Genomic DNA, 22712 nt, shown 5'->3' on the forward strand with positions numbered 1-22712 from the left:
GGTACTGCAGGGGGGACCCTGTGGGAGAGTAGGACACCGCCGGACTCCTTTTAGTCAAAATGGCCACCCATCGTTGGGTGGCCATTTTGCGTTTACACGCGAGTGCGTACGAAACAGAAGCAAGAGCCATTCCGCAAGGGGTGGCTCTTCTTCGTCAACGTCGCACGTCGAGGGAGCGTTCAGTTCAACGGCGGATCGGAAGACGCAGCGTGAGAACGGTGCCGGCGCCCTCGGCGGAGCGGATCGACACATCCCCGCCGTGATGCCGCATCACCGTGGCGACGAGCGTGAGCCCGATGCCTGAGCCCGTGACGTCTCGTGCGTTCTGGGCCCGCGCGAGCTCATCGAAGACCGTCGGCAGATCCCCCGCGGGGATTCCCCGGCCGGCATCCGCGACGTCGATGACAGCCCAGCCGTCTTGTTCGCGCAGCCGCACCTCGATCGGACCCTGCGCCGAGTACTTGGCAGCGTTCGACAGTACGTTGTCGAGCGCCAGCGACAGCAGATCGAGGTCTGCCTGGAGCGGTGGCACGGGCCACGGCACTCGGGTGACCGTCAACGCGAGCCGTGCGCCCACCGCAGGGTTGTGGGCAGCCAACGCCGCGACGGCCTCGCTGAGCACCTGCTCGAGATCGACCATCTCGAGCTCCAAGGGGCGCGTCTCCAGCTCCGCCAGTTTGCGCAGGTCCCGCACCAGAGCGCTCAGCTTCGTCGCCTGAGTGTCCACCACCCGCCACTCGTCGAGAGAGGATCCATCCTGCGCCGCAGCTGCGGCCGCCGTCGCCCGAATAGCGGTCAACGGGTTCTTCAGCTCATGATCGAGCCGCGCAAGGAACCGTTGGTGATTCGCGTGCTCGGTCTGTGCCGCCTGTGCGGCGGCATCGGCCACGGCCGTCTGCATCCTGGTGTGCTCACGACGCCGCGTGCGATGAATGACGAGCATGATCGCCGGAACGGCGGAGACGAGTGCACCCGCGAGCGCCACGGCACCGGGAAGTGCGAGGTCGATCGCGAGAAGGCGCTGGTCCCCGGCTGCAGCCATCACCCCCGCGGCGAGAGCGCACACCCCGACCGGCACAACCGAGGCCACCCCGAGTGCCACGCCCCTGCGGTCGGTCATGCGCCCACCACCCGCGGAACGAACAGGTAGCCCATGCTCTGCGCGGTCTCGATGAGGCGCGCTTCTCCTGCGGAGTCGCCGAGCACCCGGCGCAGCTCGGCGATGCGGTGGTCGACGGCACGGCTCGATGAGGCGAAGTCGAAGCCCCACAGCGCTGACAGGAGCCGCTCTCGCGTGTGCACCTCCTGCGGATGCAGCATCAAGTACTCGAGCAGGGTGAGGGCTTTCGGGGTGAGGGTGAGTTCGGTGTCGCCCCGCCACACGCGACGCGCGGTGCGATCCAGCGTGATGTCCAGTGCCTGCAGCCGTTGCGAGCCCCGGAGGGCACCGGCGCCCTGCGAGCTTCGACGCAGCACGGCGCGGATGCGCGAGATCAGCTCGTGCGGATCGAAGGGCTTGTTCAGATAGTCGTCGGCGCCCTCGTCGAGGGCCGCGCTGCGCTCCCACGACTCGCCGACCTGGGTGAGCAGAATGATCGGGAGCCAGAGCTGCCGGCCCCGGATGCGACGGACGAACTCGCGCCCGTCGACATGGGGCATGATCACGTCGCACACCACCAGGTCGGGCACCTCGCGCTCCACCTCGGCCAGACCCGCGCGCCCGTCTTCGGCAATGCGCACGTCGAAGCCGCTCCTCCCCAGGAACGCGGCCAGCGCCCCGGTGATCGCCTCGTCGTCGTCGACGAGCAGGATCCGGGGGCGCTCGGTCTGTTCGGTGATCATCAGCCCCGCCCGAGGGAGTTCGCGCTGCCGTCGTCTTCCAGCGTCGGTGTCGGCCCCGTCCAGTACACCTCGTTGGCGCTCCCCGACACGGTCGCCGTGCCTATCGTCCCGGCATAGACGACGGTGCCGGAGCCGCGGAGCAGGAGCTCATCGACGTCGTCGGCGATCACGACGCCCGCATCGATGTCGATCACCAGACTCGCGCACGACCCCTCGACGCGGACCACGGCGCCGTCGTGGTCCAGTGGCCCGCTCGGGCAGGTCATCGTGATCGTGGCCGCAGCGATCAGCCGCTCGCGTTCGGCCGCGTTCGGTGCGGAGAGCGCTGGTGGTGCCGCCTCTGTCCCCTCGTCCGGTGACGAGGTCGCGCGCGGCGTGGTCTCGTCCTGCGGGGCGGGGCCGGCCTCCTGTGGTGCAGGCGAGCGGGCATCGTCTGCGGAGGGATCGATGATGCGGACCGTGCATCCGGTGAGCAGCAGCGCCGCGATCACCACAGGAGTGATCGCGGCGATGTGCCGGCGTGCAGCGCGCATGGCATCCATCTTCTCGTGTCAGAAGGTCGCCGGGATGAAGATCTCGACGCGTCGGTTGAGCTGGCGCCCCGCGGGGTTGTCGACGCCGTCGATCTCGTTCGCGGCGACAGGCCGGGACTCCCCGAAGCCCTCGGCGGTGAGTGCCGTGCCGACCCCGCGGTCCTGGAGGCCATCGACCACCGCATCCGCGCGGTCCTCCGACAGTGTCTGGTTCTCGGCATCCGATCCGATGGCGTCCGTGTGGCCCGACACCGAGGCCTGCGCGACCTCGAGCGCGGTGAGCGCGTCGGCCACGGCATCCAGCGTGGCGGCCGCATCGGCGCGGATGTCGCTCTTGTCGAAGTCGAACAGCACCCCGTCCTCGAATGTGAGGGTCGTGCCGCAGGACTCCAACGGGGCGAGCGTGCCCAGCGGCGGGAACACCCCGAGCGTGGGGACGACCGGCAACGGCTCGGCCTTCACCCGCTCGCCGTTCACCTGTGCCGTGCCGTCGCCGAAGTTCTGGATGGTGATGTCGCGGCTGGTGTAGTTGCCCGATCCGTCGCCGAAGTTCTGGATGGTCACGGCCCCGGCCTCGTAGTTGCCGGAGCCGTCGCCGAAGTTCTGGATGCTCACGTCGCCGTCGGTGTAGTTGCCGGAACCGTCGCCGAAGATCTGCACCGTCTTGGTCGCATCGGTGTAGTTGCCGGAGCCGTCGCCGAAGTTCTGGATCGTGACCGCGCCATCGGTGTAGTTGCCCGATCCGTCACCGAAGTTCTGGATCGTGACGCCGTTGATCGTGGAGGTGCCCGATCCGTCGCCGAAGTTCTGCACGGTTCCGTCCGGCCCCGTGAAGGTGCCGGATCCGTCGCCGTACAGCAGCGCGGTGCCGTTGCCGGAGATCACATTCCCGGTCGCATCGCAGTGCGCCGGTGTCGCCGTGACCCCGGGGATGTCGGCGAGCGCATCGTTGACCTCGATCGCGAAGGCGGATGCCGACGAGTCCAGCAGCGAGAGGTCGGGTAGGACGAACAGCGGCACGGGCGGGAACTGGCCCACGTCGTATCCGGGAACCGTGGCGACGGCGGAAGTCGGGGCATCGGGCGACGTCGGGGCGCCGCTCGGCTTCGGGGCGCCCGGCGGCGTCGCGGCACACCCGGTGACGACGAGGGAGGCCAGGAGTCCGAGTGCGACGCCCTGGCGGCGACGGCGGGAGGCAGACGAGGCGATGCGTGCGGCGGTGGTCATGGATCGAGCGTATCCAGCCGGTGTGGCGATACTGTCGCGGAGTTGTCGCAAGCCTGCGACACGTCCGTTCACCGCTTGACCCGCGACTCCAGAACCCCCGCGGTGTCGATGACGGCATCCGCGAGCGTCCGCTCATCGAGTCCTTCGCCGCCCCACGTGACAGCCACTGCGGCGACCGGCCAGCCGGTGTGGTCGCGCACGACGGCTCCGACCGATCGGAGCCCGTCTGCCACCTCGCTGTCCTCGACCGCATAGCCGCGCGCCCGCACTTCCCGCAGGAGTTCGCGCAGCTCTGCGGGGCGACGCGGCCCCAGCCCTGTGCGGTCGGGGAACGCCGACGCGCTCGGATACAGCGCGCGCACCTGTTCGCGGGGCAGGGCGGCCAGCATCGCCCGCCCGCTCGCGGTGAGGTGCGCAGGAAGGCGTACGCCGACATCCGTCACGAGGGCGGGGCGGCGGGGTGCGCGCTCCTCGACGATGTAGAGCACGTCGCCACCGCTCATCACGGCGAGGTGGGCGCTCTCGCCCAGGCGGTCGGACAGCGCGGCGATCAGCGGTCGGCCGAGTCGGGCGAGCGGCTGCTGGCGGGTGTAGCCGCCGGCCAGCTCGAACGCCGAGGTGCCCAGACCCCATCTCTGCTCCTCACGGAGATGAAGCACGAAGCCGTGCGCGGCCAACGTGGTGAGCAGGTGATAGACCGTGGAGCGCGGCAGGTCGAGCTCGCGCGCGATCGCAGATGCCGCCACAGGAGCCGGGCGTCCTGCGAGGTAGCTGAGGATGCGGAGGGTGTTCTCGGCCGCCGGGACCTGCGGCTCGGCTGCGCGGGAGGCCGCACTCCTGTCTGGGATCACAGACAAAGCATCGCACGAACGGGTATCCCCGTCGACACCGCGGGTGTGGAATCAGAACATGACCGAACTTGCCCCCGTGCTGGTCGGAGCGGCTCCGCTGTCTCCCGCCGATGTCGTCGCTGTCGTCCGCCACGACGCTCCCGTCCAGATCGACGCGGAGGCGCTCGCACGCGTCGCCGACACCCGCCGCGTGATCGACGGCCTCGCGGCTGATCCGAACCCGCACTACGGCGTCTCCACCGGCTTCGGGGCCCTCGCGACCACGTTCATCGCTCCCGACCGCCGCCTGCAGCTGCAGGCCAGCCTGATCCGCTCGCACGCCGCCGGCACGGGCACCGAGGTCGAGCGCGAGGTCGTCCGCGGTCTTCAGCTCCTGCGCCTGCAGACGCTCGCCTCCGGGCGCACGGGTGTCCGCCCGGTCGTCGTCGAGACCTACGCGGCCCTGCTCAACTCCGACATCACGCCCGTGGTGCGCGAGTACGGCTCGCTCGGCTGCTCGGGCGACCTCGCGCCTCTCGCCCACATCGCCCTGGCCACGATGGGCGAAGGCGACGTGCGCGATGCCTCCGGCGCCCTGGTTCCCGCATCCGACGCCCTCGCCGCCGCGGGCATCGAGCCGCTCACCCTCGTCGAGAAGGAGGGGCTGGCACTCATCAACGGCACCGACGGCATGCTCGGCATGCTGGTGCTCGCACTCCACGACCTGGAGACCCTTCTGCTCACCGCCGACATCGCCGCGGCGATGTCGGTCGAATCGCAGCTCGGCACCGACGCCGTGTTCGCCGCCGACCTGATGGCGCTGCGCGCCCAGACGGGACAGTCCGCGTCGGCGGCGAACCTGCGCGCGTTCCTCGGCGACTCCCCCATGGTCGCGAGCCACAAGGGACCGGACGACGGCCGCGTGCAGGATGCCTACTCGCTGCGCTGCTCGCCCCAGGTGCACGGCGCCGCGCGCGACACCCTCGCCCATGCGACGCTGATCGCCGGGCGCGAGCTCGCCAGCGTGATCGACAACCCCGTCATCACCCTCGACGGCCGCATCGAGTCCAACGGCAACTTCCACGGCGCTCCCGTCGCGGCCGTCCTCGACTTCCTCGCGATCTCGGTCGCCGACGTCGCCTCGGTCTCCGAGCGTCGTACGGACCGCGCGCTGGATCCGGCCCGCAGCCACGGTCTCCCGCCGTTCCTCGCCGATGAGGTCGGCGTCGACTCCGGTCTCATGATCGCGCAGTACGCGGCCGCCGGAATCGTCTCCGAGCTCAAGCGCCTCGCGGTGCCGGCATCCGTCGACTCGATCCCGTCGTCCGCCATGCAGGAAGACCACGTGTCGATGGGGTGGGCCGCCGCGCGCAAGCTGCGACGCGCGATCGACGGACTCGGACGCGTGCTCGCGATCGAGATCCTCACCGGTGCGCGCGCCCTCGACCTGCGCGCCCCGCTTCAGGCCGGACCCGCGACCGGTGCCGTGCGCGACCTGGTGCGCACCGTCGCCGCCGGTCCCGGCCCCGACCGCTTCCTCTCGCCCGAGATGGAAGCCGTCACCGCACTCGTCCAGTCGGGCGCCGTCGCCCGCATCGCAAAGGAGCACACCCATGGCTGAGTCCCCCGTATCCGGGCCCCGCGTCGTCCGCGCCGCCCGCGGCAACCAGCGCACCGCGAAGAGCTGGGGCGCCGAAGCCGCCAAGCGCATGCTGATGAACAACCTCGATCCCGAGGTCGCCGAGCACCCCGAAGACCTGGTCGTCTACGGCGGCACCGGCAAGGCCGCGCGCAGCTGGGAGGCGTACGACGCGATCGTGCGCACTCTCGACGAGCTCGAACCGGATGAGACCCTGCTGGTGCAGTCGGGCAAGCCGGTCGGCGTCTTCCGCACCCACGAGTGGGCGCCGCGTGTGCTGATCGCCAACTCCAACCTGGTGGGGGACTGGGCGAACTGGCCCGAGTTCCGCAAGCTCGAAGAGCTCGGCCTCATCATGTACGGGCAGATGACCGCCGGATCCTGGATCTACATCGGCACGCAGGGAATCCTGCAGGGCACGTACGAGACGTTCGCGGCCGTCGCCCGCTCGCTCGGCCGCGACTCGCTCCGCGGCACCCTCACCCTCACCGGTGGAGCCGGTGGCATGGGCGGCGCTCAGCCGCTCGCCGTGACTCTGAACGACGGAGCGGTGCTGATCGTCGATGTGGATGAGTCGCGTCTCGCCCGTCGCGTGGAGCACGGCTACCTCGACGAGTACACGACCGACCTCGATGCGGCCGTCGCCCGGGTCGTCGCCGCCAAGGAGGCGGGCGAAGCCCTCTCGGTCGGCGTGGTCGGCAACGCGGCCGAGGTCTTCCCCGAGCTGCGGCGCCGCGGCGTGCCGATCGACATCGTGACCGATCAGACCAGCGCCCACGACCCGCTCGCCTACCTGCCGCTCGGCATCACGGTCGCGGACTGGAAGGCCGAGGCCGCGCGCGACCCGGAGGAGTTCACGCGCCGCTCGCGCGAATCGATGGCCGCGCACGTCGCGGCGATGGTGGCCTTCCAGGATGCGGGGGCCGCGGTGTTCGACTACGGCAACTCGATCAGGGCCGAAGCGCAGCTGGGCGGGTTCGACCGGGCGTTCGAGTTCCCCGGGTTCGTGCCGGCGTACATCCGCCCGCAGTTCGAGGAAGGACGCGGGCCGTTCCGCTGGGCTGCCCTCTCCGGCGACCCGGAAGACATCTACAAGACCGACCGGGCCATCGCCGAGCTCTTCCCCGAGGATGCCGCCCTGCACCGCTGGCTCGAGAAGGCCGGGGAGAAGGTGCACTTCGAGGGTCTGCCCGCCCGCATCTGCTGGCTCGGCTACAAGGAGCGCCACCTCGCCGGGCTCAAGTTCAACGAGATGGTCGCCTCGGGCGAGCTGTCGGCCCCGATCGTGATCGGTCGCGACCACCTCGACGCAGGCTCCGTGGCATCGCCGTACCGCGAGACCGAGGCCATGAAGGACGGCTCCGACGCGATCGCCGACTGGCCCCTGCTGAACGCCCTGCTCAACACGGCATCCGGCGCCTCCTGGGTGTCGCTGCACCATGGCGGCGGCGTCGGCATCGGTCGCTCCATCCACGCCGGTCAGGTCACGGTCGCCGACGGCAGCGCCCTCGCGGCAGAGAAGCTCGAACGCGTGCTGACGAACGATCCGGGCACCGGAGTGATGCGGCACGTCGACGCCGGATACGAGCACGCCCGTGAGGTGGCGCGCGAGCGCGGCCTCAACGTGCCGATGCTCTGAGAGGGTGAGGGCATGTCGACGCTCATCACGAACATCGCGGAACTGACCACCAACGCTTCCATCGGCGGCGACCTCACCGGGACCGTTCTCGATGCCGCGGTGCTGATCGAGGGCGAGCGGATCGCCTGGGTGGGCGCCGCCGCGGACGCACCGGAGGCCGATGAGGTCGTCGACGCCGGTGGGCGTGCGGTGATCCCCGGGTTCGTCGACAGTCACAGCCACCTGGTCTTCGCGGGCGACCGCGCGGCCGAGTTCGAGGCCCGCATGGCAGGCCAGAAGTACGCCGCCGGCGGCATCCGCTCGACCGTCGCCGCGACCCGGGCCGCCTCCGATGACGAGCTGCGCGCACGCCTTCGCGGCTTCCTCGACGAGATGCTCGCGCAGGGCACGACGACCGTCGAGATCAAGAGCGGCTACGGGCTGAGCGTCGCCGACGAGGAGCGCCTCGTGCGCCTGGCCGCAGAGGTGACACCCGAGGTGACCTTCCTCGGAGCGCACGTCGTGCCTGCCGAGTATGCCGACCGGCCGGACGAGTACGTCGATCTGGTCACCGGGCCCATGCTCGATGCCTGCGCACCGCACGCGAAGTGGGTCGACGTGTTCTGCGAGACCGGCGCCTTCACGGTGGCGCAGTCACGCCGGGTTCTGGAAGCCGGGATCACACGCGGCCTCGTGCCTCGGGTGCATGCGAGCCAGCTCGGTCCGGGGGAGGGTGTGCGTCTGGCGGTCGAGCTCGGTGCGGCATCCATCGACCACGGCACCTATCTGACGGATGCCGACGTCGACGCGCTCGCCGGCTCCGACACCGTGCTCACGCTGCTGCCGGGCGTGGAGTTCTCGACGCGGCAGCCGTATCCTGACGCCCGCCGCCTCATCGACGCGGGAGTGACCGTGGCCCTCGCCTGCGACACGAACCCGGGGTCGAGCTTCACCTCGTCGATGCCGTTCTGCATCGCCGTGGCCGTGCGCGACATGGGGATGACTCCGGCCGAGGCCGTCTGGGCGGCGACCGCCGGGGGCGCGAAGGCGCTCCGCCGCGACGACGTGGGCGTGATCGCACCCGGCGCCAGAGCCGACCTCGTGCTGCTCGACGCGCCGACCCGCATCCACCTCGCCTACCGACCCGGCGTTCCGCTCGTGCGGGCGGTCTGGAAGGACGGGCGAGCGATCGGCTGAGGCCACGGGGCGCTCAGCCGATCGCTCCGCGCCGAAGCCAATGTGATAAGTGGATTGAGGGTTCACAGATCATAATGAGAATTATTGTGCCCATTCAGTTTCGTCATCTGCTCTCGGATTTGGAGCAGGCGCCGAGAAGGGCGGATACTTCTGGCACCCGAACCGCGTGATCCGGACCGGGGCATCCCCATGCAGACACCCTCTTCTCTCGCACCAGGAACGACCATCGCCATCGTCGGCGCCGGCCGTCTCGGACGCGTACTCGCGCGGGCACTGCGCGCCGTGCGGCTCGACGTGCTCGGCCCGTTCGGCCGCGCGGAGCAAATCCCGGATGCGGACATCGTCGTGCTCTGCGTGCCGGATGCCGCGATTGCCGAGACCGCCCTCGCGGCTCGCCCGCATGCCGGTGTGCTCGGACACGTCTCCGGTGCGACCCCTCTCGACGACGTGGATTTCAGCCTCCACCCGTTGCAGACCTTCACCGGCACGGAGTCGGCTGAGGTGTTCCACGGCATCGGCGCCGCTGTCGCCGGCCGTACGTCCGCAGCGCGCGAGGTCGCGGAACAGCTCGCCGTCGCCCTCGGCGCTCGTCCGTTCCCGGTCGACGACGCTAACCGTGCGAGCTACCACGCCGCCGCATCCTTCGCCTCGAACTTCCTCCTCACCGTCCTCGACTCCGCGGAGAGGCTCACCTCCGCCGCGGGTGTTCCCGGCGACGACGCGCGGGCGCTCCTGGCACCGCTCGTGCGGCGGACGGTCGAGAACTGGGAGGCGAGTGGTGCTCCTGCGGTTCTGACCGGACCCATCGCCCGGGGCGATGAGGCGACCGTCGCGCGCCAACGTGCCGCCGCGGCGGAGCTCGAGCTGTCCGACCTGTTCGATGCCCTCGCCGCCGTCACGCGCACGATCGCCGCCCGCCCCGCCCCTGCAACCGAGGAGCCCTCCACATGAGAATCCTCCGCACGATCCCCGAGGTCAGAGCCGCTATCCGCGAAGCGAGGGTCGGGGGCTCGATGATCGGTCTCGTGCCCACGATGGGTGCCTTCCACGACGGGCACCTGTCGCTGATGCGGGCCGCGCGCGCGGTATCCGACCTGGTCGTCGTCTCGCTCTTCGTCAATCCGACCCAGTTCGGCGCGAACGAAGACCTCAGCGCCTACCCGCGCGATGAGGCACGCGATGCCACGCTCGCGGAAGCTGCAGGCGTCGACATCCTCTTCGCTCCCGCACCGTCGGAGATCTACCCCGAGGGGTTCGCGACGAACATCCACGTCGCGGGCCTCACCGACGTGCTCGACGGTGCGAGCCGTGGGGCGCACCACTTCGACGGGGTCGCCACGGTCGTCACGAAGCTGTTCGGCATCGTCCGGCCGGACACCGCCTACTTCGGGCAGAAGGACGCGCAGCAGGTGCTCGTGGTCCGCCGTGTCGTGCGGGACCTCGACCTCGACGTGCGGATCGTCGCCTGCCCGATCGTGCGGGAAGCCGACGGGCTCGCCATGAGCTCGCGCAACGTGTACCTCGACCCCGCCGCCCGTGTGCAGGCGACCGCGCTCAACCGTGCCCTCGACGCGGGCGCCGCGGTGTTCGAGGCGGGTGACGCCGCCGCCGGGAGCATCCTCTCCGCCGCGCGCGACGTGCTCGGCGACGCCGGGATCGACCCCGAATACCTCGAGCTCCGCGACGCCGAGACGCTGCGCCCCCTCGCGCGGGTCGACCGCGACGCCCTGCTCGCCGTCGCCGCGCACGTCGGGGCCGCACGACTGATCGACAACCACGTCCTGCGCGCGGCGGAAGCTTCAAATCACAGAGAGAAGGAGGCCGGCGCATGAGCGCTCATGCTTCTCCCCGCACGCGTGTCACACTCGCCGGCCTCGCCGCGAAGAAGGCGGCCGGAGAGCCGATCGTCATGGTGACCGCGTACGACCATCCGAGTGCGCAGATCGCGGAGGCCGCCGGTGTCGATGTCGTCCTCGTGGGTGACTCGGCCGCGATGACCGTGCTCGGCTACGACAGCACGGTGCCCGTCACTATCGACGAGATGCTCATGCTGACCAAGGCTGTTCGACGCGGCCTCACGGTCCCGTTGCTCGTCGGCGACCTGCCGTTCGGCTCGTACGAAGCCTCCGACGAGGTGGCCATCGCGACCGCGCAGCGCTTCGTGAAGGAAGCCGGCTGCGACCTGGTGAAGATCGAGCGCGGCGGCACCACCGTCCACCGCGCGCGAGCGCTCGTGCAGGCGGGCATCCCCGTCGTCGGGCACGTCGGGCTCACCCCGCAGACGGCCGTCGCGCTCGGAGGCTACCGCGCGCAGGGGCGCACCGCCCAGGCCGCGCTCGCCGTGATCGACGATGCGCTGGCGTTGCAGGATGCCGGGTGCTCGATGCTCGTGGTCGAGGCGGTGCCCGCCGAGGTGACGGCCACCCTCGTGCCGCTGCTCGACATCCCGGTGATCGGCATCGGAGCCGGCGCGGATGCCGACGGACAGGTGCTCGTGTTCCACGATCTGCTCGGGCTCTACGACGGCGGAGCCGCCAAGTTCGTCAAGCGCTACGCCGACCTGCGCGCAGCGGCGATCGCGGGTGTCGAGGCGTATGCGGCCGAGGTACGCTCCGGCGCCTACCCGGCGGTCGAGCACGGGTACTCCATGGCGCGAGAAGAGGCCGCGCGCCTCGAGGAGCTGCTCGCGGGGCGTTGACACCTTCGTGATCTTGTATTTACTTCTTCTCGCGCCATCCGTGGTGCCCCCGGCAAAGTTGTTTATCTAACGTTCCTGCTTTCGCTGTTCCCTGTCTCGAACGGCTCCCTAGCGTCGATCTCAGCGCCGGTTCGGTGCGTCGTAGATATACACGTGGAAGAGGATCAAGTGAAGAGACAGATCGCAGGAGTGTGCACGCTCGCGGCCGTCGCCGCAGCCGTCGCGTTCCCCCTCGCGGCGAACGCCGCTGACGGACTGGCCGCACCGACGTTCAGTCAGGAGGGCGGCCGGTTCACCGAGTCGGCCACCGTCGCGCTCACCGCGCCGCAGGGCGCCGAGATCAGGTACACGCTCGACGGCTCGACGCCGACCGCGAAGAGCCCGATCTACAAGAAGCCGCTCGTCATCGAGGAGACGTCGAACCTCGCTGCGGTCTCGATCAAGGGTGGTGTCACATCGCCCGCCGAGATCGAGGGCTACATCATCAAGACGGAGGAGGAGCCGCAGCTGTCGTTCTTCGTGATGAGCGACGTGCACACGTCGTCCCTCGACGACAAGAACCGGGGCATCTGGAGCAGCCACTTCGACACCCTGGCCTCGATCAACCCCGATCCCGACCTGATCATCTCCAACGGCGACCAGATCAACGACAACAACAACAAAACCGCGCCCGACCACCAGGTCGTGAAGACGATCTTCGACGAGAACATCGATCGCCTCGGACTCGACGACACTCCGATCCTGATGTCCCACGGCAACCACGACGTGGGCAACGCCGACATGGCCAAGTACTACGGCGACTGGTTCCCCAACGCGTCCGGCGGCTACTACGAGAAGACGATCGACGGTCAGACCTTCCTCGTGATCGACACCGAGCGGTACTCGGGCGCGCAGCGCACGTGGCTGCAGGGTCGTCTCGCCGCCCTCTCGGCCGAGTCGGGCGCTCTCAACACGCCGATCTTCGTCGTCGGCCACCGACCGACCGCCAACACGGTCTACGACGGGGCCCAGGCCTCGAACGCCGCGCTCACGAGCGACCTCTCCGGGTACCCGCAGGCCGTCTACTTCTCCGGCCATTCGCACCTGCACCTGAACGACGAGCGCTCCATCTGGCAGGGGGCCTTCACGGCTGTGAACGACGGATCCATGTCGTACACCGAGACTCCCCACGATGCGTACCAGATCTACGGCGATGCGCTCTGGGACGAGTTCACGATCCCCACCGCGCAGGCCCTCTACGTCGAGGTCTACTCAGACCGCACCGAGATCGACCGGATCAACTTCGCCGCCGAGGACGAACGCACCTACACGAACGGCGCGTGGGGCTACCAGTCCGGCTACCCGTTCGCCAGCGCGGGGACGCTCGCAGGGCCGACGTGGACCGTCCGCCTCGACGGCAGCACCGCCGAAGAGGTGCGCGCGAACTTCGACTACACGGCCGCCGCGCGCGATGCGGTCGCTCCGGTGCAGCAGGGAGCACCCGAGCACATCGTGACGAACGGGGCCGATGTGCTCCGCGTTCCCGCCGCGACCGATGACGAAGCGGTGTACGGCTACGACGTGCGGGTCCGCGATGCGGTCACGGGCGCCGAGGCGCTGCCGATCAGGGCCGGGGCGAAGGTGCTCGCCGACTTCCAGATCGCGCCGCGCCCGAGCGTGCTCGAGATCCCGCTCGCCATCCGCAACGGCCGACAGGCCGATGCTCCGCTCCTCACCCTCACGAAGGGGACGAGCTACATCGCCGAGGTCACCGCGGTCGACATGTACGGCAACCGCTCCGAGAAGACCTCGGTCGCATTCGTCGCCGGCGAGGTGCCGGACACCACGCGCCCGCAGGTCACGCTCGTCAGTCCGGCGTCGGCCGGCCCCTCGAAGTCCATCGACATCCGGGTCGATGCGACCGATGAGGTGGGGCTCGCCCGCATCGTCGCGAACATCTACCAGGGCGGGAAGCTCGTCAAGAGCACGCAGTCGGCGGTCTCGGGTGCGAGCGGTTCGCATGTCGCGACGGTCAAGCTTCCCGACGGTGCGTACACGGTCAAGTACAACGCCCAGGATGCGTCCGGCAACATCTCGAAGACCTCGACCTTCGATGTCGTCGTCGACGCCACAGCCCCCACGGTGACCGTGAAGACCGGCGGCTCGTTCACGGTCGGCGATGCAGCGGGATATGACAAGGTCAGCTTCAAGCTCAACGATGCCGGCAAGGTCGACCGGATCGCGCTCAACGGCGTCGAGAAGGATCTGACGAACAACGCCTGGTCCGACCTCAACTTCGTGAAGCCGGGGACCTTCGGCGGGGTGAAGGGCGAGAACACGCTTCTCGTCTACGACGTCGCCGGCAATGTCACGACGGTGGAGTTCGTGCTGCGCTGACATGCAGAGGTGGGGCCCTGTGGTGAGGCGAGGCCGTGTCCTCTCGCACCGCAGGGCCTCCCGGCGTCCGCCGGAGGACCGGGGCATGCTCCGAGTCTTCCTGCACGACCAGAAGGTTCGAAAAGTTCTCGACAGTTCGTGCTTTCGTGGCGGGGAGCAGGGCCGCGAGAGGTCTAGCGTTGCGCGGATGAACCTCTCCGAGCACGTCCACGTCACCGGGGCTCTTCACGTCGAGATGTCGGTGACCGATCGGCCTGACCTCACCCGGGTCATCGGTGTGCCGCGCGACGCGCCCTCCTATTGGATCGTGGAGGCCTACCGGCTGAGCCTCGGGCTCGAGCCCGAGACGCCCGACTCTGAAGACGGGCCCGACCACTCGCCCCTCATCGATCTCGTGTCCTGGAGGGGCAACACGCAGCGGGTGTCGATCCCCGGCGTCGCTGACGTGGTCGACGTGACGATCAGCGGACCGTTCGAGACCACGATGGGGGAGCCGCGCGTCACCGTCGTCGATGCGGGTCGCGTTCAGGCGGAAGAGCAGACGGAGGCCGCGGGCTGGCAGGTGCAGCGACCACCGTTCCGGGCGGAGCATGTGGCGTTCGAACTCGCGCAGCGCTTCGGCCTGGTGCAGCCGCGACTCGACCCGATCGCTGCGAGTGAGCGGGGCGACGGCCTGCGCGCCTCCTCCTCGCTGGTGACGCTGTGCGAGTCGTTGACGCCCGTCCGTCGACTGGCGCTTCTCGCACACCTCGAAGGCACGGGGCTCATCGACGCCGCGCCGCCCGGCCAGGTGGCCGCGGACTCGGCGACCGTGGAATCGGCGACCGCAGGACTGCGGGGTCTCGTTGCGCGGATCGGCCCCGACGGCGTCGAGCAGGACCCGGTAGCCGGGTGGCTGCCCCGCGAGGCCGTCGCCGAGGCCGTCGAAGACCTCGGGTGGCACGACGCGGAGGCGTCCGACGTGCCAGACCCCGTCGATGCCCTGGCATTGCTGGCACGGCAGACGAAGGCGGTGCGCAGGCTGCGCGGTCGCATCGTGGTCACGCACCTCGGGCACGCGCTGGCGAACGGTGAAGCGCGCGGCTTCCTCCGGGTCGTCGGCGTCGTGAGAGCGCACGGCAAGGAGCGGCTGTTCCCGCATGGGCAGCTGCCCGCCGTCACCCTCGCACTGCTGGCCGTCGCCGACGGGTCGGTCATGGCGTTCGACGAGCTTCCCGAAACCGTCACGCGCGGTGAGGCTGCGGTCGACGAGGGGCGAGGCCACGGCGGGAGGTTCTCCGAGTGGTCACTGCGATCGCATCGGGAGGGCGACGCGGAGCGCGGATCCGGAGATCGATATGCGGTGCGGCGGGTGGTCGAGAGCCTGTGCGCCCTCTCGTCGCCCGGAGCATTCGCATCGATCTCTCCAGCGATGCGCGCCGTCGCGGGCGCAGCTCTGTGGTGAGGGCGGTGGCGGTCGACGGCTGACGGCTGACGGCTGCTGGAGCGCCGTCGCTGTGATGTCAGTCTGCGCGGCCCGCGGGCACATCGGGCTCCCAGCGCAACAGGTCGCCCGGCTGGCATTCGAGCACGGCGCACAGCGCGTCGAGCGTCGTGAACCGCACGGCCTTCGCGCGACCATTCTTCAAGACGGCGAGGTTGGTCGGGGTGATGCCGATCCTGTCGGCGAGTTCGCCGACGCTCATCTTCCGCCGCGCCATCATCACATCGATATCGACCACGACGGGCATCAGATCACCTCGTTGTCGAGCTCTGAGCGCCACGAGCGCGCCTCTGCCTCGCGGTCGATCGCCTGCCGCAGCAGCGCCTTCATCACGACGACCAGCAGCGCCATTCCGGCGAGCACCACTCCTGCGCCCCCGATCAGCGCCACGACACCGGGAGCGATCGATCCCTGTGCGAGCAGGGCCGCCAGGATCCAGGTGAGCAGCGCAGCCGTCAGGATCGCTCCGATGATCACGTCGACGTACCGGAAGGAGGACTCCGAGAAGATCGAGCCGGCGCGCACCCTGGTCAGCAGCATCCACACGCACACGCCGAAGACCTGGAGTGTGCCGACACCCAGGACGACGAGGGAGACCAGGAAGATCCGGCCCCACAGCTCGTTCTCGCCGAGGTCGAGCCACAGGAGAGGGACGATCAGTGCCTGCACCGCCACGGAGCCGAGCATCGCCACAGCGATCACGATGCGCAGCACGAGGATCGTCAGTTTTCCCATGGAGTGACCTTTCATCGAAGAACATGGGAAATCTATCGATATTCGTTCGATTTGGCAAGTCGGATCACTCCGAGCGACCGTCGAGACCCCCTCGGATGGAGACCTCGGAGGGGCCTCAGTGCTTCCGCAGGAGCGCGCGGAGTCTGCGGGCGGTTCGTCCGGCGAAGTCCTTCACGCGTCCACCCGGCCATTCGCGGCGGAGCTCGACGCGGCCGTCATCCGTCGCCACGAGAGCGCATGAGCGTCCGGCGAGCAGAGGCGACCGCCCGGCGCGGGCGAGCACGGCGGGGGTGGCCTCGAGCGGGGTCTCGAACGTCCACCCCGCGCGGCGGACCTTCACGGTCAGGGCGCCTCCGCGCGACTCGTCGCTCGGGCCGAACACCTTCAACGGATCGATCGCGACGCGGGCGACGTCGAGATTGCGGGGGTGCCGGCCGCCGATGTGACGTTCGGCGCCGGTCTCTCCATCTCGGAGGAACAGGTCGACCCGGTCGTTGCGCAGTTCGCGGCCGGCGACCAGCAAGTTGTCCGGAAGACCCTCGATCGTGGAGACGGGGAGGGAGACGAGCCGGGTGATCTTCTTCGAGCGCGTGGGCGTGGATCCGGCATCCGCCGCACCGACGCTCTTCGCCGCGGCGTCCTGGCGTGCGGAGTCTGAGCCGCCGTCGTCGGTGGGCGCCGAGGGCGTCACCTCGGAGCGCGACGTCTCGAAGACGAAGGCGTCGTGGCCGTCTCTCGTGAGCGTCACGCGGAGGGTCAGGTGAAGGCCGCCGCCACGAGACCAGTGCGCTTCGGTCACGACGGCCCGACACACGGTCTCGGCCTCGAACCGCGCAAGGCCGAGCAGGTCATCGCGACGGCCGGCACGGAGCAGGGCCGCGCGGATCCGGTGGGGGAAGCCGAGGCCGGCATCGACTCCCGGGCCGAACTTCTCCTGCACCAACGGGGTCACGACGTCGAGGAGGCGGTCGCGGTAGTCGTCGGGATACCGGACCATCTGTCGTCCGGAGAGCCGTTTCAGGATCTTGCCGCGGAACCAGTGCCGCAGCAGGCGGTCACGCAGCTTCCCGGGTTCGGTGTGCGCCTCGACGAGATCGAGCACTGTCTCGAGGTGGGGGAAGTACGTGTCGGGGTCGATGCGTGACGAGCTCGCGCTGCCGGGCTCCTTCACCCAGGCGTAGCAGGGCTCGCTCGCCAGGATCGAGATCGTCGATGCGGCGAAGTAGGCCTGCATCACGAACAGATGATCCTCGAGTCGCACCTTGCCCTCGGGGAAACGGATGCCGTTGGCCCGAAGGAACGAGGTGCGGAACATCTTGTGCGGTGTGAGCATCTCCAGCAGGGGATCGGTCCCGAGCACCGCGCGAGGGACGTCGTGGCTGAAGATCCGGCTCGGGAGGCGACGACCGATGCCGACCTCCTTGCCCACGATCACGTCGGACGAGTTCAGGTCGGCGTAGTCGCACAGCTTCTCGAGCGCACCGTCGAACAGGTAGTCGTCCTGGTCGACGAACTGCACGTAGGTGCCGCGGGCGGCATCGACTCCGTGGTTGCGGGGCATGCCCGGCCAACCGGAGTGCTCCAGCGAGAGCACGCGCACGTGGGGGCGATCGCGGGCGATGGCCGCCAGGCGTGCGCCGGTCGGCTCGCCGGAGCCGTCGTCGCACAGGAGCACCTCGAAGGCCGAGGTGCCCAAGGTCTGGCGATCGAGCGAAGCGATGAGGTCGTCGAACGAGGGTCCGGGTCGGAACACCGGGACGACCACGCTCACGCGGATGGCGTCTCCGGCGCTGGTGCTGTTCTCCGGTCGATCACTCTGTGACAAACGTCTCACTCCCCCAAGTCGACAAGTCACCGAGCTAACCACGACTTCCTGTGTGCGTCACCGGGCTTGCGCGACGCCCGGGCGTGTGCACTCCGGGCTCGGAGACTCCCACCCCACACACAGCATGAACGATATATCGTTGAGTATCGTTCACCACAGCAGGAGGTCATCATGAACAACGCATTCCCCTCCAACCCGTTCGGCGGCAACGGCGGCTCCGGGAGCAACGGCGGACCCGGCGGACTCTTCGGCAGCTCCGGCTTCGGAGCGGGCCCCGGTGGTCCGGCCTCCGCGATCTTCGAGGCGATGGACCAGCTCCGCAAGTCCTTCGAGTCCCGCCCTTCCGGAGGCTCGCGCATGGCCCGCGGCGACGTCCGCACGGCCGTGCTCTCGCTCCTCGCCGAGAAGCCCATGCACGGCTACCAGATCATCAACGAGATCGCCGAGCGCAGCGGCGGCACCTGGAAGCCGAGCGCCGGCTCCGTGTACCCGACGCTGCAGCTGCTCGCCGATGAAGGGCTCATCGAGGCCGAGGAGCAGAACGGTCGCAAGACCTACTCGCTCACCGAAGCAGGGCGAGCGATCGCCGACGAGAGCTCCGAGACCCCGGCTCCGTGGGAGTCGTCGTCCAGCAAGGACGGGAACCGCGTCAGCGCCCGCTTCCACGCGCTGCCCAAGGCGGGCGTAGACCTCGCAGCCGCGGCCGCCCAGGTCGGTCGCAGCGGAAGCCCGGAGCAGGTGCAGGCGACCATCGAGATCCTCGACGAGGCGCGCCGTAGGCTGTACTCGATCCTCGCCCAGGACTGATCGCGCAGTGCGGCATCCGGTGAGGAGCGGCGAAAAGAGGATGACGCGATGAAGGATGCCGCGGCGCAGGGCGCCCATCGTGCCCGCTACCGCCGCATCCTCTCGTTCGCGGCGCGAGAACTCGTCAAGATCTGGTGGTTCGAGCTCGTCCTCCCGCGGTTCGGGATGAGTGCTGTCGCGGAGCGCACGCGTGGACCGCGCATGCAGAAGTTCGCACGGCGCTTCCACGCGCTCGCGATCGAGCTCGGCGGTCTCATGATCAAGGTCGGGCAGTTCATGTCGTCGCGCCTGGACGTGCTGCCTCCGGAGATCACCGCCGAGCTGGAGGGGCTGCAGGACGAGGTGCCTGCCGTGCCCTTCGCCGACATCCGCCGCGCTGCCGAGGCGGAGCTGGGCCGACCGCTTGCGCAGGCGTATGCCTGGTTCGACGAGACGCCGGTGGCTGCGGCGTCCCTCGGTCAGGTGCACCGTGCCCGTCTCTCGGAGCTCGACGCCGCCGACACCGGCCTCGACGACGTCGTGGTGAAGGTGCAGCGTCCGGGCATCGATGAGATCGTCGCGGTCGACCTGGCGGCGCTTCGACGCGTCGCGCGGTGGCTGACCCGTGTGCGCCTGGTCGCAGACCGCGTCGACGCCCCGGCGCTCGTGGAGGAGTTCGCCGAGACCAGTCTGGAAGAGATCGACTACCTTCATGAGGCTGCCAGCGCCGAACGGTTCCGCGAGAACTTCGCCGGCGACCCTCGCGTCGGCACCCCCGAGATCGTGTGGGAGCGCTCGACGCGTCGGGTGCTGACGCTGTCGGACGTCACGGCCATCAAGATCAACGACACCGACGCTCTTCGCGCGGCCGGCATCGATCCGTCCGACGTCGCCGCCGTGTTCGCCGAGGTCATGTTCGATCAGGTCTTCACGCACAGCTTCGTACACGCCGACCCCCACCCCGGCAACATCTTCGTCACGCCGTCGCCCTCTGCGGAGGGCGCGGTCGAGCAGGGCTCTGATCGGGGCTTCCGGCTCACCTTCATCGACTTCGGGATGATGGCCGAGATCCCCGCGAGTCTTCGCGACGGGCTGCGCATGCTCCTGATCGCCGTCGCCGGGCGCGACAGCCGCGGCCTCGTCGCGGCGGCGCAGGAGATCGGCGTGCTGCTGCCCTCCGCCGACACCGCCGAGCTCGAACGTGCGCTGACGGCGTTGTTCGCCCGCTTCGGCGGCATGGGCTTCGCCGAGCTGAGCAAGGTCGATCCGCGCGAGTTCCGCGACTTCGCCGAGGAGTTCGGCGACATGGTGCGCTCTCTCCCGCTCCAGCTGCCCGAGAATATGCTGCTGCTCATCCGTGCCGTGTCGCTCACCTCGGGCATGTGCAGCGGGCTCGACCCGGCCTTCAACGTGTGGGACGCGGCCGAGCCCTACGCCGGGCGCCTGCTGCGCGACGAGAGCGGCAACATCGTGCAGGCCTTCGCGAGTCAGGCGATGGACACGATGAGCACGACCTGGAGCCTGCCCGGTCGCATCGACAGGATCATCACCCGCATCGACGACGGCAACATCTCCTTCGACACCTCGCGTCTGGAACGTCGCCTCGATCGCCTCGAAGGCATCGCCCGTCGCATCGCCTCGGGGGTGCTGTTCGCGGCCCTGCTCATCGGCGGTGCGCTGCTGGTCCCGTCGATCGCGCCCTTGGGCATCACGCTGATCTGCGCCTCGGCGCTTCCGCTGCTGCACGCCCTGTTCGCAGGGTTCGGCCGCCGCGGCCCGCGTTGACCGTGGCGCGCCCGGGAAACCCGCACCACACGGCATCGGGTCGCCGCGCCGTTCCCCGATACGCCGCGGATCGGGCCGATGGTCCCGGTCCTCCGCTTTCGCGGGCCCACGGCTCGCATGACAGGATGGGATGCCATGGAGACCCCTGACGAGAAGCCCGACGATCGCTCCGCAGGACACACACCTCCGCGTCCTCGCACGGATGCCGTCGGCACAGGCGCGAACCGCCTCCCGACCAAGGCCACCGCGACGGCGAGGAAGATCGTCCGCGACATCGCCGCCGTCCCCCCGCGCAGTGTGCACCCGGCCCTCGTGCCCGGCGTCTCGGTCGAGGAGACCGGACGCACCTACCGCACCGACCCGCTCGTGTTCGGAGTCGCGGTCACCCTCGTCGTCTCCTTCATCGCCTGGGGCATCTTCGCCGGCGACAACCTCTCCGGCACCACCTCTGCGGTTCTCGGCTGGGTCGTGGAGTACTTCGGTTTCTTCTTCACCACCATCGCCACGATCGTGTTGGTGTTCATGCTCTTCGTCGGCTTCAGCCGATACGGTCGCATCCCCCTCGGCCGCGACGACGAAGAGCCCGAGTTCTCGATGTTCTCCTGGATCTCGATGCTCTTCGCCGCGGGCATGGGCATCGGACTCGTCTTCTGGGGCGCGGCTGAGCCGCTGACGTTCTTCGAGAGCCCGCCGCCCGGCACCGTCGAGGCGAACACCCTCGAGGCCATGCACACGGCTCAGGCGCAGGTGCTGTACCACTGGGGTCCGCAGGCATGGGCGTTCTATGCCCTGGTCGGCGGCGCCATCGCGTATGGGGCGTTCCGCCGCGGTCGCACCCCGCTCATCTCCTCGATCTTCGCGCCGTTGCTCGGCGAGGGGCGCACGGCCGGGCCTCTCGGTCGCACGATCGACGTGTTCGCGATCATCGTCACGCTGTTCGGTACCGCCGCCTCGCTCGGTCTCGGCGCTCTGCAGATCGGGCACGGCGTCGAGCTGGTCAGTGGGATCGGCGAGCTCGGAAACGGTGTGCTGATCGCCGTCATCGCGTTGCTCACGGCGTGCTTCATCGCGTCGGCGGTCTCGGGAGTCTCCAAGGGCATCCGTGCGCTGTCGAACATCAATGCGGTGATGGCGCTCGTGCTCGCCTTCTTCGTGTTCTTCGTCGGTCCGACGATGCTCATCCTGAACGTCATCCCCTCCATCGCGGTGCAGTTCGTCGGCGATCTGCCGCAGATGATCGCACGCTCGGCATCACAGGGTGAGGAAGCTCAGGCCTTCCTGTCGAGCTGGACCATCTTCTACTGGGCCTGGTGGATCTCGTGGTCTCCGTTCGTGGGCATGTTCATCGCGAAGATCTCACGCGGACGGACGCTCCGTCAGTTCGTGTCGGTCGTGATCCTCGTCCCCTCGGCCATCTCCCTCGTCTGGTTCGCGATCTTCGGCTCGACAGCCATCCAGCAGCAGATGGATGGAGCGGGGCTCACGGTGGACCCCCCGGAGGAAGTGCTCTTCGGTGTGCTGGAGAACCTGCCGTTCCCGCTGATCACGAGCGTGCTACTCATCCTGCTCATCTCGATCTTCTTCATCACCGGTGCGGATTCGTCGTCCCTCGTGATGGGCACCCTGTCGCAGCAGGGGCGACCCGAGCCGACCCGCTGGGTGACGATCGTCTGGGGATCGCTCGTCGGCGTGATCGCCGCCGTGCTGCTCGTCACCGGCGAGGAGGGGAGCGGTCTGAAGTCTCTGCAGAACGTGACCATCATCGCCGCGCTGCCGTTCGCGATCATCATGGCGTTCATGATGGTCGCCTTCATGAAAGACCTGCGGCGTGATCCGCTGATCCTTCGCGAGCGCTACGCCAAGGCCGCGGTGCGGCACAGCGTCATGGCAGGGCTCGAGGAGTATGGCGACGACTTCGCTCTCGTGGCGGTCGAGTACGACCACTCCGAGGACGACCTCGACTGGATCGACGAGTCGACCGTCGACGACTCGCTCGCCGAGGTGTACGAAGCGGCGACCGAGGCGATCGACATCATCCCGCCGGCCGACGTGGATGCGGTGGTCGATGCGGCTCTGGAGGACGGCCCCGTCGCACCGGATGTGGCAGATGCTCCGGAGCGTCCTCGCGCCGACTGAGC

General features: G+C 69.2%; 19 protein-coding genes. 11 read left to right on the forward strand and 8 right to left on the reverse strand.

Annotated elements, in window-relative coordinates; genetic code table 11:
* Positions 1-184: 184 nt before the first annotated feature.
* The 5 genes from ASC55_RS12400 to ASC55_RS12420 all read right to left on the reverse strand — a co-directional run bounded on the left by ASC55_RS12400 (position 185) and on the right by ASC55_RS12420 (position 4453).
* Positions 185-1120, reverse strand: a complete 936-nt coding sequence (locus tag ASC55_RS12400) for a sensor histidine kinase (protein ID WP_055876170.1) — start codon at positions 1118-1120, stop codon at positions 185-187.
* A complete protein-coding gene (locus ASC55_RS12405) occupies positions 1117-1842 on the reverse strand; it encodes a response regulator transcription factor (protein ID WP_055869194.1) in 726 nt (241 codons plus the stop codon). Before ASC55_RS12405 ends, ASC55_RS12400 begins: the two co-directional genes overlap by 4 nt.
* Positions 1842-2375: a DUF3060 domain-containing protein gene (locus tag ASC55_RS12410; protein WP_162243056.1), complete on the reverse strand. Its 534-nt coding sequence runs from the start codon at positions 2373-2375 to the stop codon at positions 1842-1844. Before ASC55_RS12410 ends, ASC55_RS12405 begins: the two co-directional genes overlap by 1 nt.
* Positions 2376-2393: 18 nt before the next feature.
* Positions 2394-3602 (reverse strand): OmpA family protein, encoded by a 1209-nt coding sequence (locus tag ASC55_RS12415; RefSeq protein ID WP_055876175.1) that lies wholly within the window; start codon positions 3600-3602, stop codon positions 2394-2396.
* 68 nt (positions 3603-3670) lie between these two features.
* Entirely contained in the window at positions 3671-4453 is a 783-nt protein-coding gene (locus ASC55_RS12420; RefSeq protein ID WP_055869197.1) for an IclR family transcriptional regulator, read from the reverse strand.
* A gap of 58 nt (positions 4454-4511) precedes the next feature.
* On the opposite strand from ASC55_RS12420, the gene hutH reads away from it, so the two are divergent.
* The 8 genes from hutH to ASC55_RS12460 all read left to right on the forward strand — a co-directional run bounded on the left by hutH (position 4512) and on the right by ASC55_RS12460 (position 15404).
* Positions 4512-6053 (forward strand): histidine ammonia-lyase, encoded by a 1542-nt coding sequence (gene hutH, locus ASC55_RS12425; protein WP_055876177.1) that lies wholly within the window; start codon positions 4512-4514, stop codon positions 6051-6053.
* On the forward strand, positions 6046-7710 hold the full coding sequence (hutU, locus tag ASC55_RS12430) for a urocanate hydratase (protein ID WP_055869199.1): 1665 nt from the start codon (positions 6046-6048) through the stop codon (positions 7708-7710). The genes hutH and hutU overlap by 8 nt, the downstream gene beginning before the upstream one ends.
* Before the next feature lie 12 nt (positions 7711-7722).
* Positions 7723-8886: an imidazolonepropionase gene (hutI, locus tag ASC55_RS12435; RefSeq protein WP_055876180.1), complete on the forward strand. Its 1164-nt coding sequence runs from the start codon at positions 7723-7725 to the stop codon at positions 8884-8886.
* Between the two features lie 189 nt (positions 8887-9075).
* Positions 9076-9837, forward strand: a complete 762-nt coding sequence (locus ASC55_RS12440; protein WP_055876183.1) for a Rossmann-like and DUF2520 domain-containing protein — start codon at positions 9076-9078, stop codon at positions 9835-9837.
* Positions 9834-10718, forward strand: coding sequence for a pantoate--beta-alanine ligase (gene panC, locus ASC55_RS12445; protein WP_055876185.1), 885 nt, complete (start codon positions 9834-9836; stop codon positions 10716-10718). Before ASC55_RS12440 ends, panC begins: the two co-directional genes overlap by 4 nt.
* Positions 10715-11584 carry a 3-methyl-2-oxobutanoate hydroxymethyltransferase gene (panB, locus tag ASC55_RS12450; protein ID WP_055876187.1) on the forward strand — a complete coding sequence of 290 codons (870 nt, stop codon included), beginning with the start codon at positions 10715-10717 and terminating at the stop codon, positions 11582-11584. Before panC ends, panB begins: the two co-directional genes overlap by 4 nt.
* Before the next feature lie 168 nt (positions 11585-11752).
* Complete coding sequence (locus ASC55_RS12455; RefSeq protein ID WP_055876190.1) at positions 11753-13960, forward strand: chitobiase/beta-hexosaminidase C-terminal domain-containing protein; 2208 nt, start codon at positions 11753-11755, stop codon at positions 13958-13960.
* A gap of 187 nt (positions 13961-14147) precedes the next feature.
* Entirely contained in the window at positions 14148-15404 is a 1257-nt protein-coding gene (locus ASC55_RS12460) for a hypothetical protein (RefSeq protein ID WP_055876192.1), read from the forward strand.
* A gap of 58 nt (positions 15405-15462) precedes the next feature.
* On the opposite strand, the gene ASC55_RS12465 is transcribed toward ASC55_RS12460, so the two are convergent.
* The 3 genes from ASC55_RS12465 to ASC55_RS12475 all read right to left on the reverse strand — a co-directional run bounded on the left by ASC55_RS12465 (position 15463) and on the right by ASC55_RS12475 (position 17949).
* Positions 15463-15690: a helix-turn-helix domain-containing protein gene (locus tag ASC55_RS12465; protein ID WP_055869206.1), complete on the reverse strand. Its 228-nt coding sequence runs from the start codon at positions 15688-15690 to the stop codon at positions 15463-15465.
* On the reverse strand, positions 15690-16178 hold the full coding sequence (locus ASC55_RS12470) for a DUF2975 domain-containing protein (RefSeq protein WP_055869207.1): 489 nt from the start codon (positions 16176-16178) through the stop codon (positions 15690-15692). The genes ASC55_RS12465 and ASC55_RS12470 overlap by 1 nt, the downstream gene beginning before the upstream one ends.
* Before the next feature lie 115 nt (positions 16179-16293).
* Positions 16294-17949, reverse strand: a complete 1656-nt coding sequence (locus ASC55_RS12475; protein ID WP_055876196.1) for a glycosyltransferase family 2 protein — start codon at positions 17947-17949, stop codon at positions 16294-16296.
* 225 nt (positions 17950-18174) lie between these two features.
* On the opposite strand from ASC55_RS12475, the gene ASC55_RS12480 reads away from it, so the two are divergent.
* The 3 genes from ASC55_RS12480 to ASC55_RS12490 all read left to right on the forward strand — a co-directional run bounded on the left by ASC55_RS12480 (position 18175) and on the right by ASC55_RS12490 (position 22710).
* Positions 18175-18810, forward strand: a complete 636-nt coding sequence (locus ASC55_RS12480) for a PadR family transcriptional regulator (RefSeq protein ID WP_082524352.1) — start codon at positions 18175-18177, stop codon at positions 18808-18810.
* Between the two features lie 48 nt (positions 18811-18858).
* A complete protein-coding gene (locus ASC55_RS12485; RefSeq protein ID WP_055876199.1) occupies positions 18859-20574 on the forward strand; it encodes an ABC1 kinase family protein in 1716 nt (571 codons plus the stop codon).
* A gap of 135 nt (positions 20575-20709) precedes the next feature.
* Positions 20710-22710 carry a BCCT family transporter gene (locus ASC55_RS12490; RefSeq protein ID WP_055876202.1) on the forward strand — a complete coding sequence of 667 codons (2001 nt, stop codon included), beginning with the start codon at positions 20710-20712 and terminating at the stop codon, positions 22708-22710.
* The last annotated feature ends 2 nt before the right edge of the window (positions 22711-22712 follow it).

This window comes from Microbacterium sp. Root322, assembly GCF_001425645.1.
Taxonomy (GTDB): Bacteria; Actinomycetota; Actinomycetes; order Actinomycetales; family Microbacteriaceae; genus Microbacterium; species Microbacterium maritypicum.

Excerpts from the sequence above, each read along its gene's own strand:
- ASC55_RS12400 (WP_055876170.1), bottom strand. The coding sequence starts at position 1,120 with ATGACCGACCGCAGGGGCGTGGCACTCGGGGTGGCCTCGGTTGTGCCG.
- ASC55_RS12405 (WP_055869194.1), bottom strand. The coding sequence starts at position 1,842 with ATGATCACCGAACAGACCGAGCGCCCCCGGATCCTGCTCGTCGACGAC.
- ASC55_RS12410 (WP_162243056.1), bottom strand. The coding sequence starts at position 2,375 with ATGCGCGCTGCACGCCGGCACATCGCCGCGATCACTCCTGTGGTGATC.
- ASC55_RS12415 (WP_055876175.1), bottom strand. The coding sequence starts at position 3,602 with ATGACCACCGCCGCACGCATCGCCTCGTCTGCCTCCCGCCGTCGCCGC.
- hutH (WP_055876177.1), top strand. The coding sequence starts at position 4,512 with ATGACCGAACTTGCCCCCGTGCTGGTCGGAGCGGCTCCGCTGTCTCCC.
- hutU (WP_055869199.1), top strand. The coding sequence starts at position 6,046 with ATGGCTGAGTCCCCCGTATCCGGGCCCCGCGTCGTCCGCGCCGCCCGC.
- hutI (WP_055876180.1), top strand. The coding sequence starts at position 7,723 with ATGTCGACGCTCATCACGAACATCGCGGAACTGACCACCAACGCTTCC.
- ASC55_RS12440 (WP_055876183.1), top strand. The coding sequence starts at position 9,076 with ATGCAGACACCCTCTTCTCTCGCACCAGGAACGACCATCGCCATCGTC.
- panC (WP_055876185.1), top strand. The coding sequence starts at position 9,834 with ATGAGAATCCTCCGCACGATCCCCGAGGTCAGAGCCGCTATCCGCGAA.
- panB (WP_055876187.1), top strand. The coding sequence starts at position 10,715 with ATGAGCGCTCATGCTTCTCCCCGCACGCGTGTCACACTCGCCGGCCTC.
- ASC55_RS12460 (WP_055876192.1), top strand. The coding sequence starts at position 14,148 with ATGAACCTCTCCGAGCACGTCCACGTCACCGGGGCTCTTCACGTCGAG.
- ASC55_RS12465 (WP_055869206.1), bottom strand. The coding sequence starts at position 15,690 with ATGCCCGTCGTGGTCGATATCGATGTGATGATGGCGCGGCGGAAGATG.
- ASC55_RS12470 (WP_055869207.1), bottom strand. The coding sequence starts at position 16,178 with ATGGGAAAACTGACGATCCTCGTGCTGCGCATCGTGATCGCTGTGGCG.
- ASC55_RS12480 (WP_082524352.1), top strand. The coding sequence starts at position 18,175 with ATGAACAACGCATTCCCCTCCAACCCGTTCGGCGGCAACGGCGGCTCC.
- ASC55_RS12485 (WP_055876199.1), top strand. The coding sequence starts at position 18,859 with ATGAAGGATGCCGCGGCGCAGGGCGCCCATCGTGCCCGCTACCGCCGC.
- ASC55_RS12490 (WP_055876202.1), top strand. The coding sequence starts at position 20,710 with ATGGAGACCCCTGACGAGAAGCCCGACGATCGCTCCGCAGGACACACA.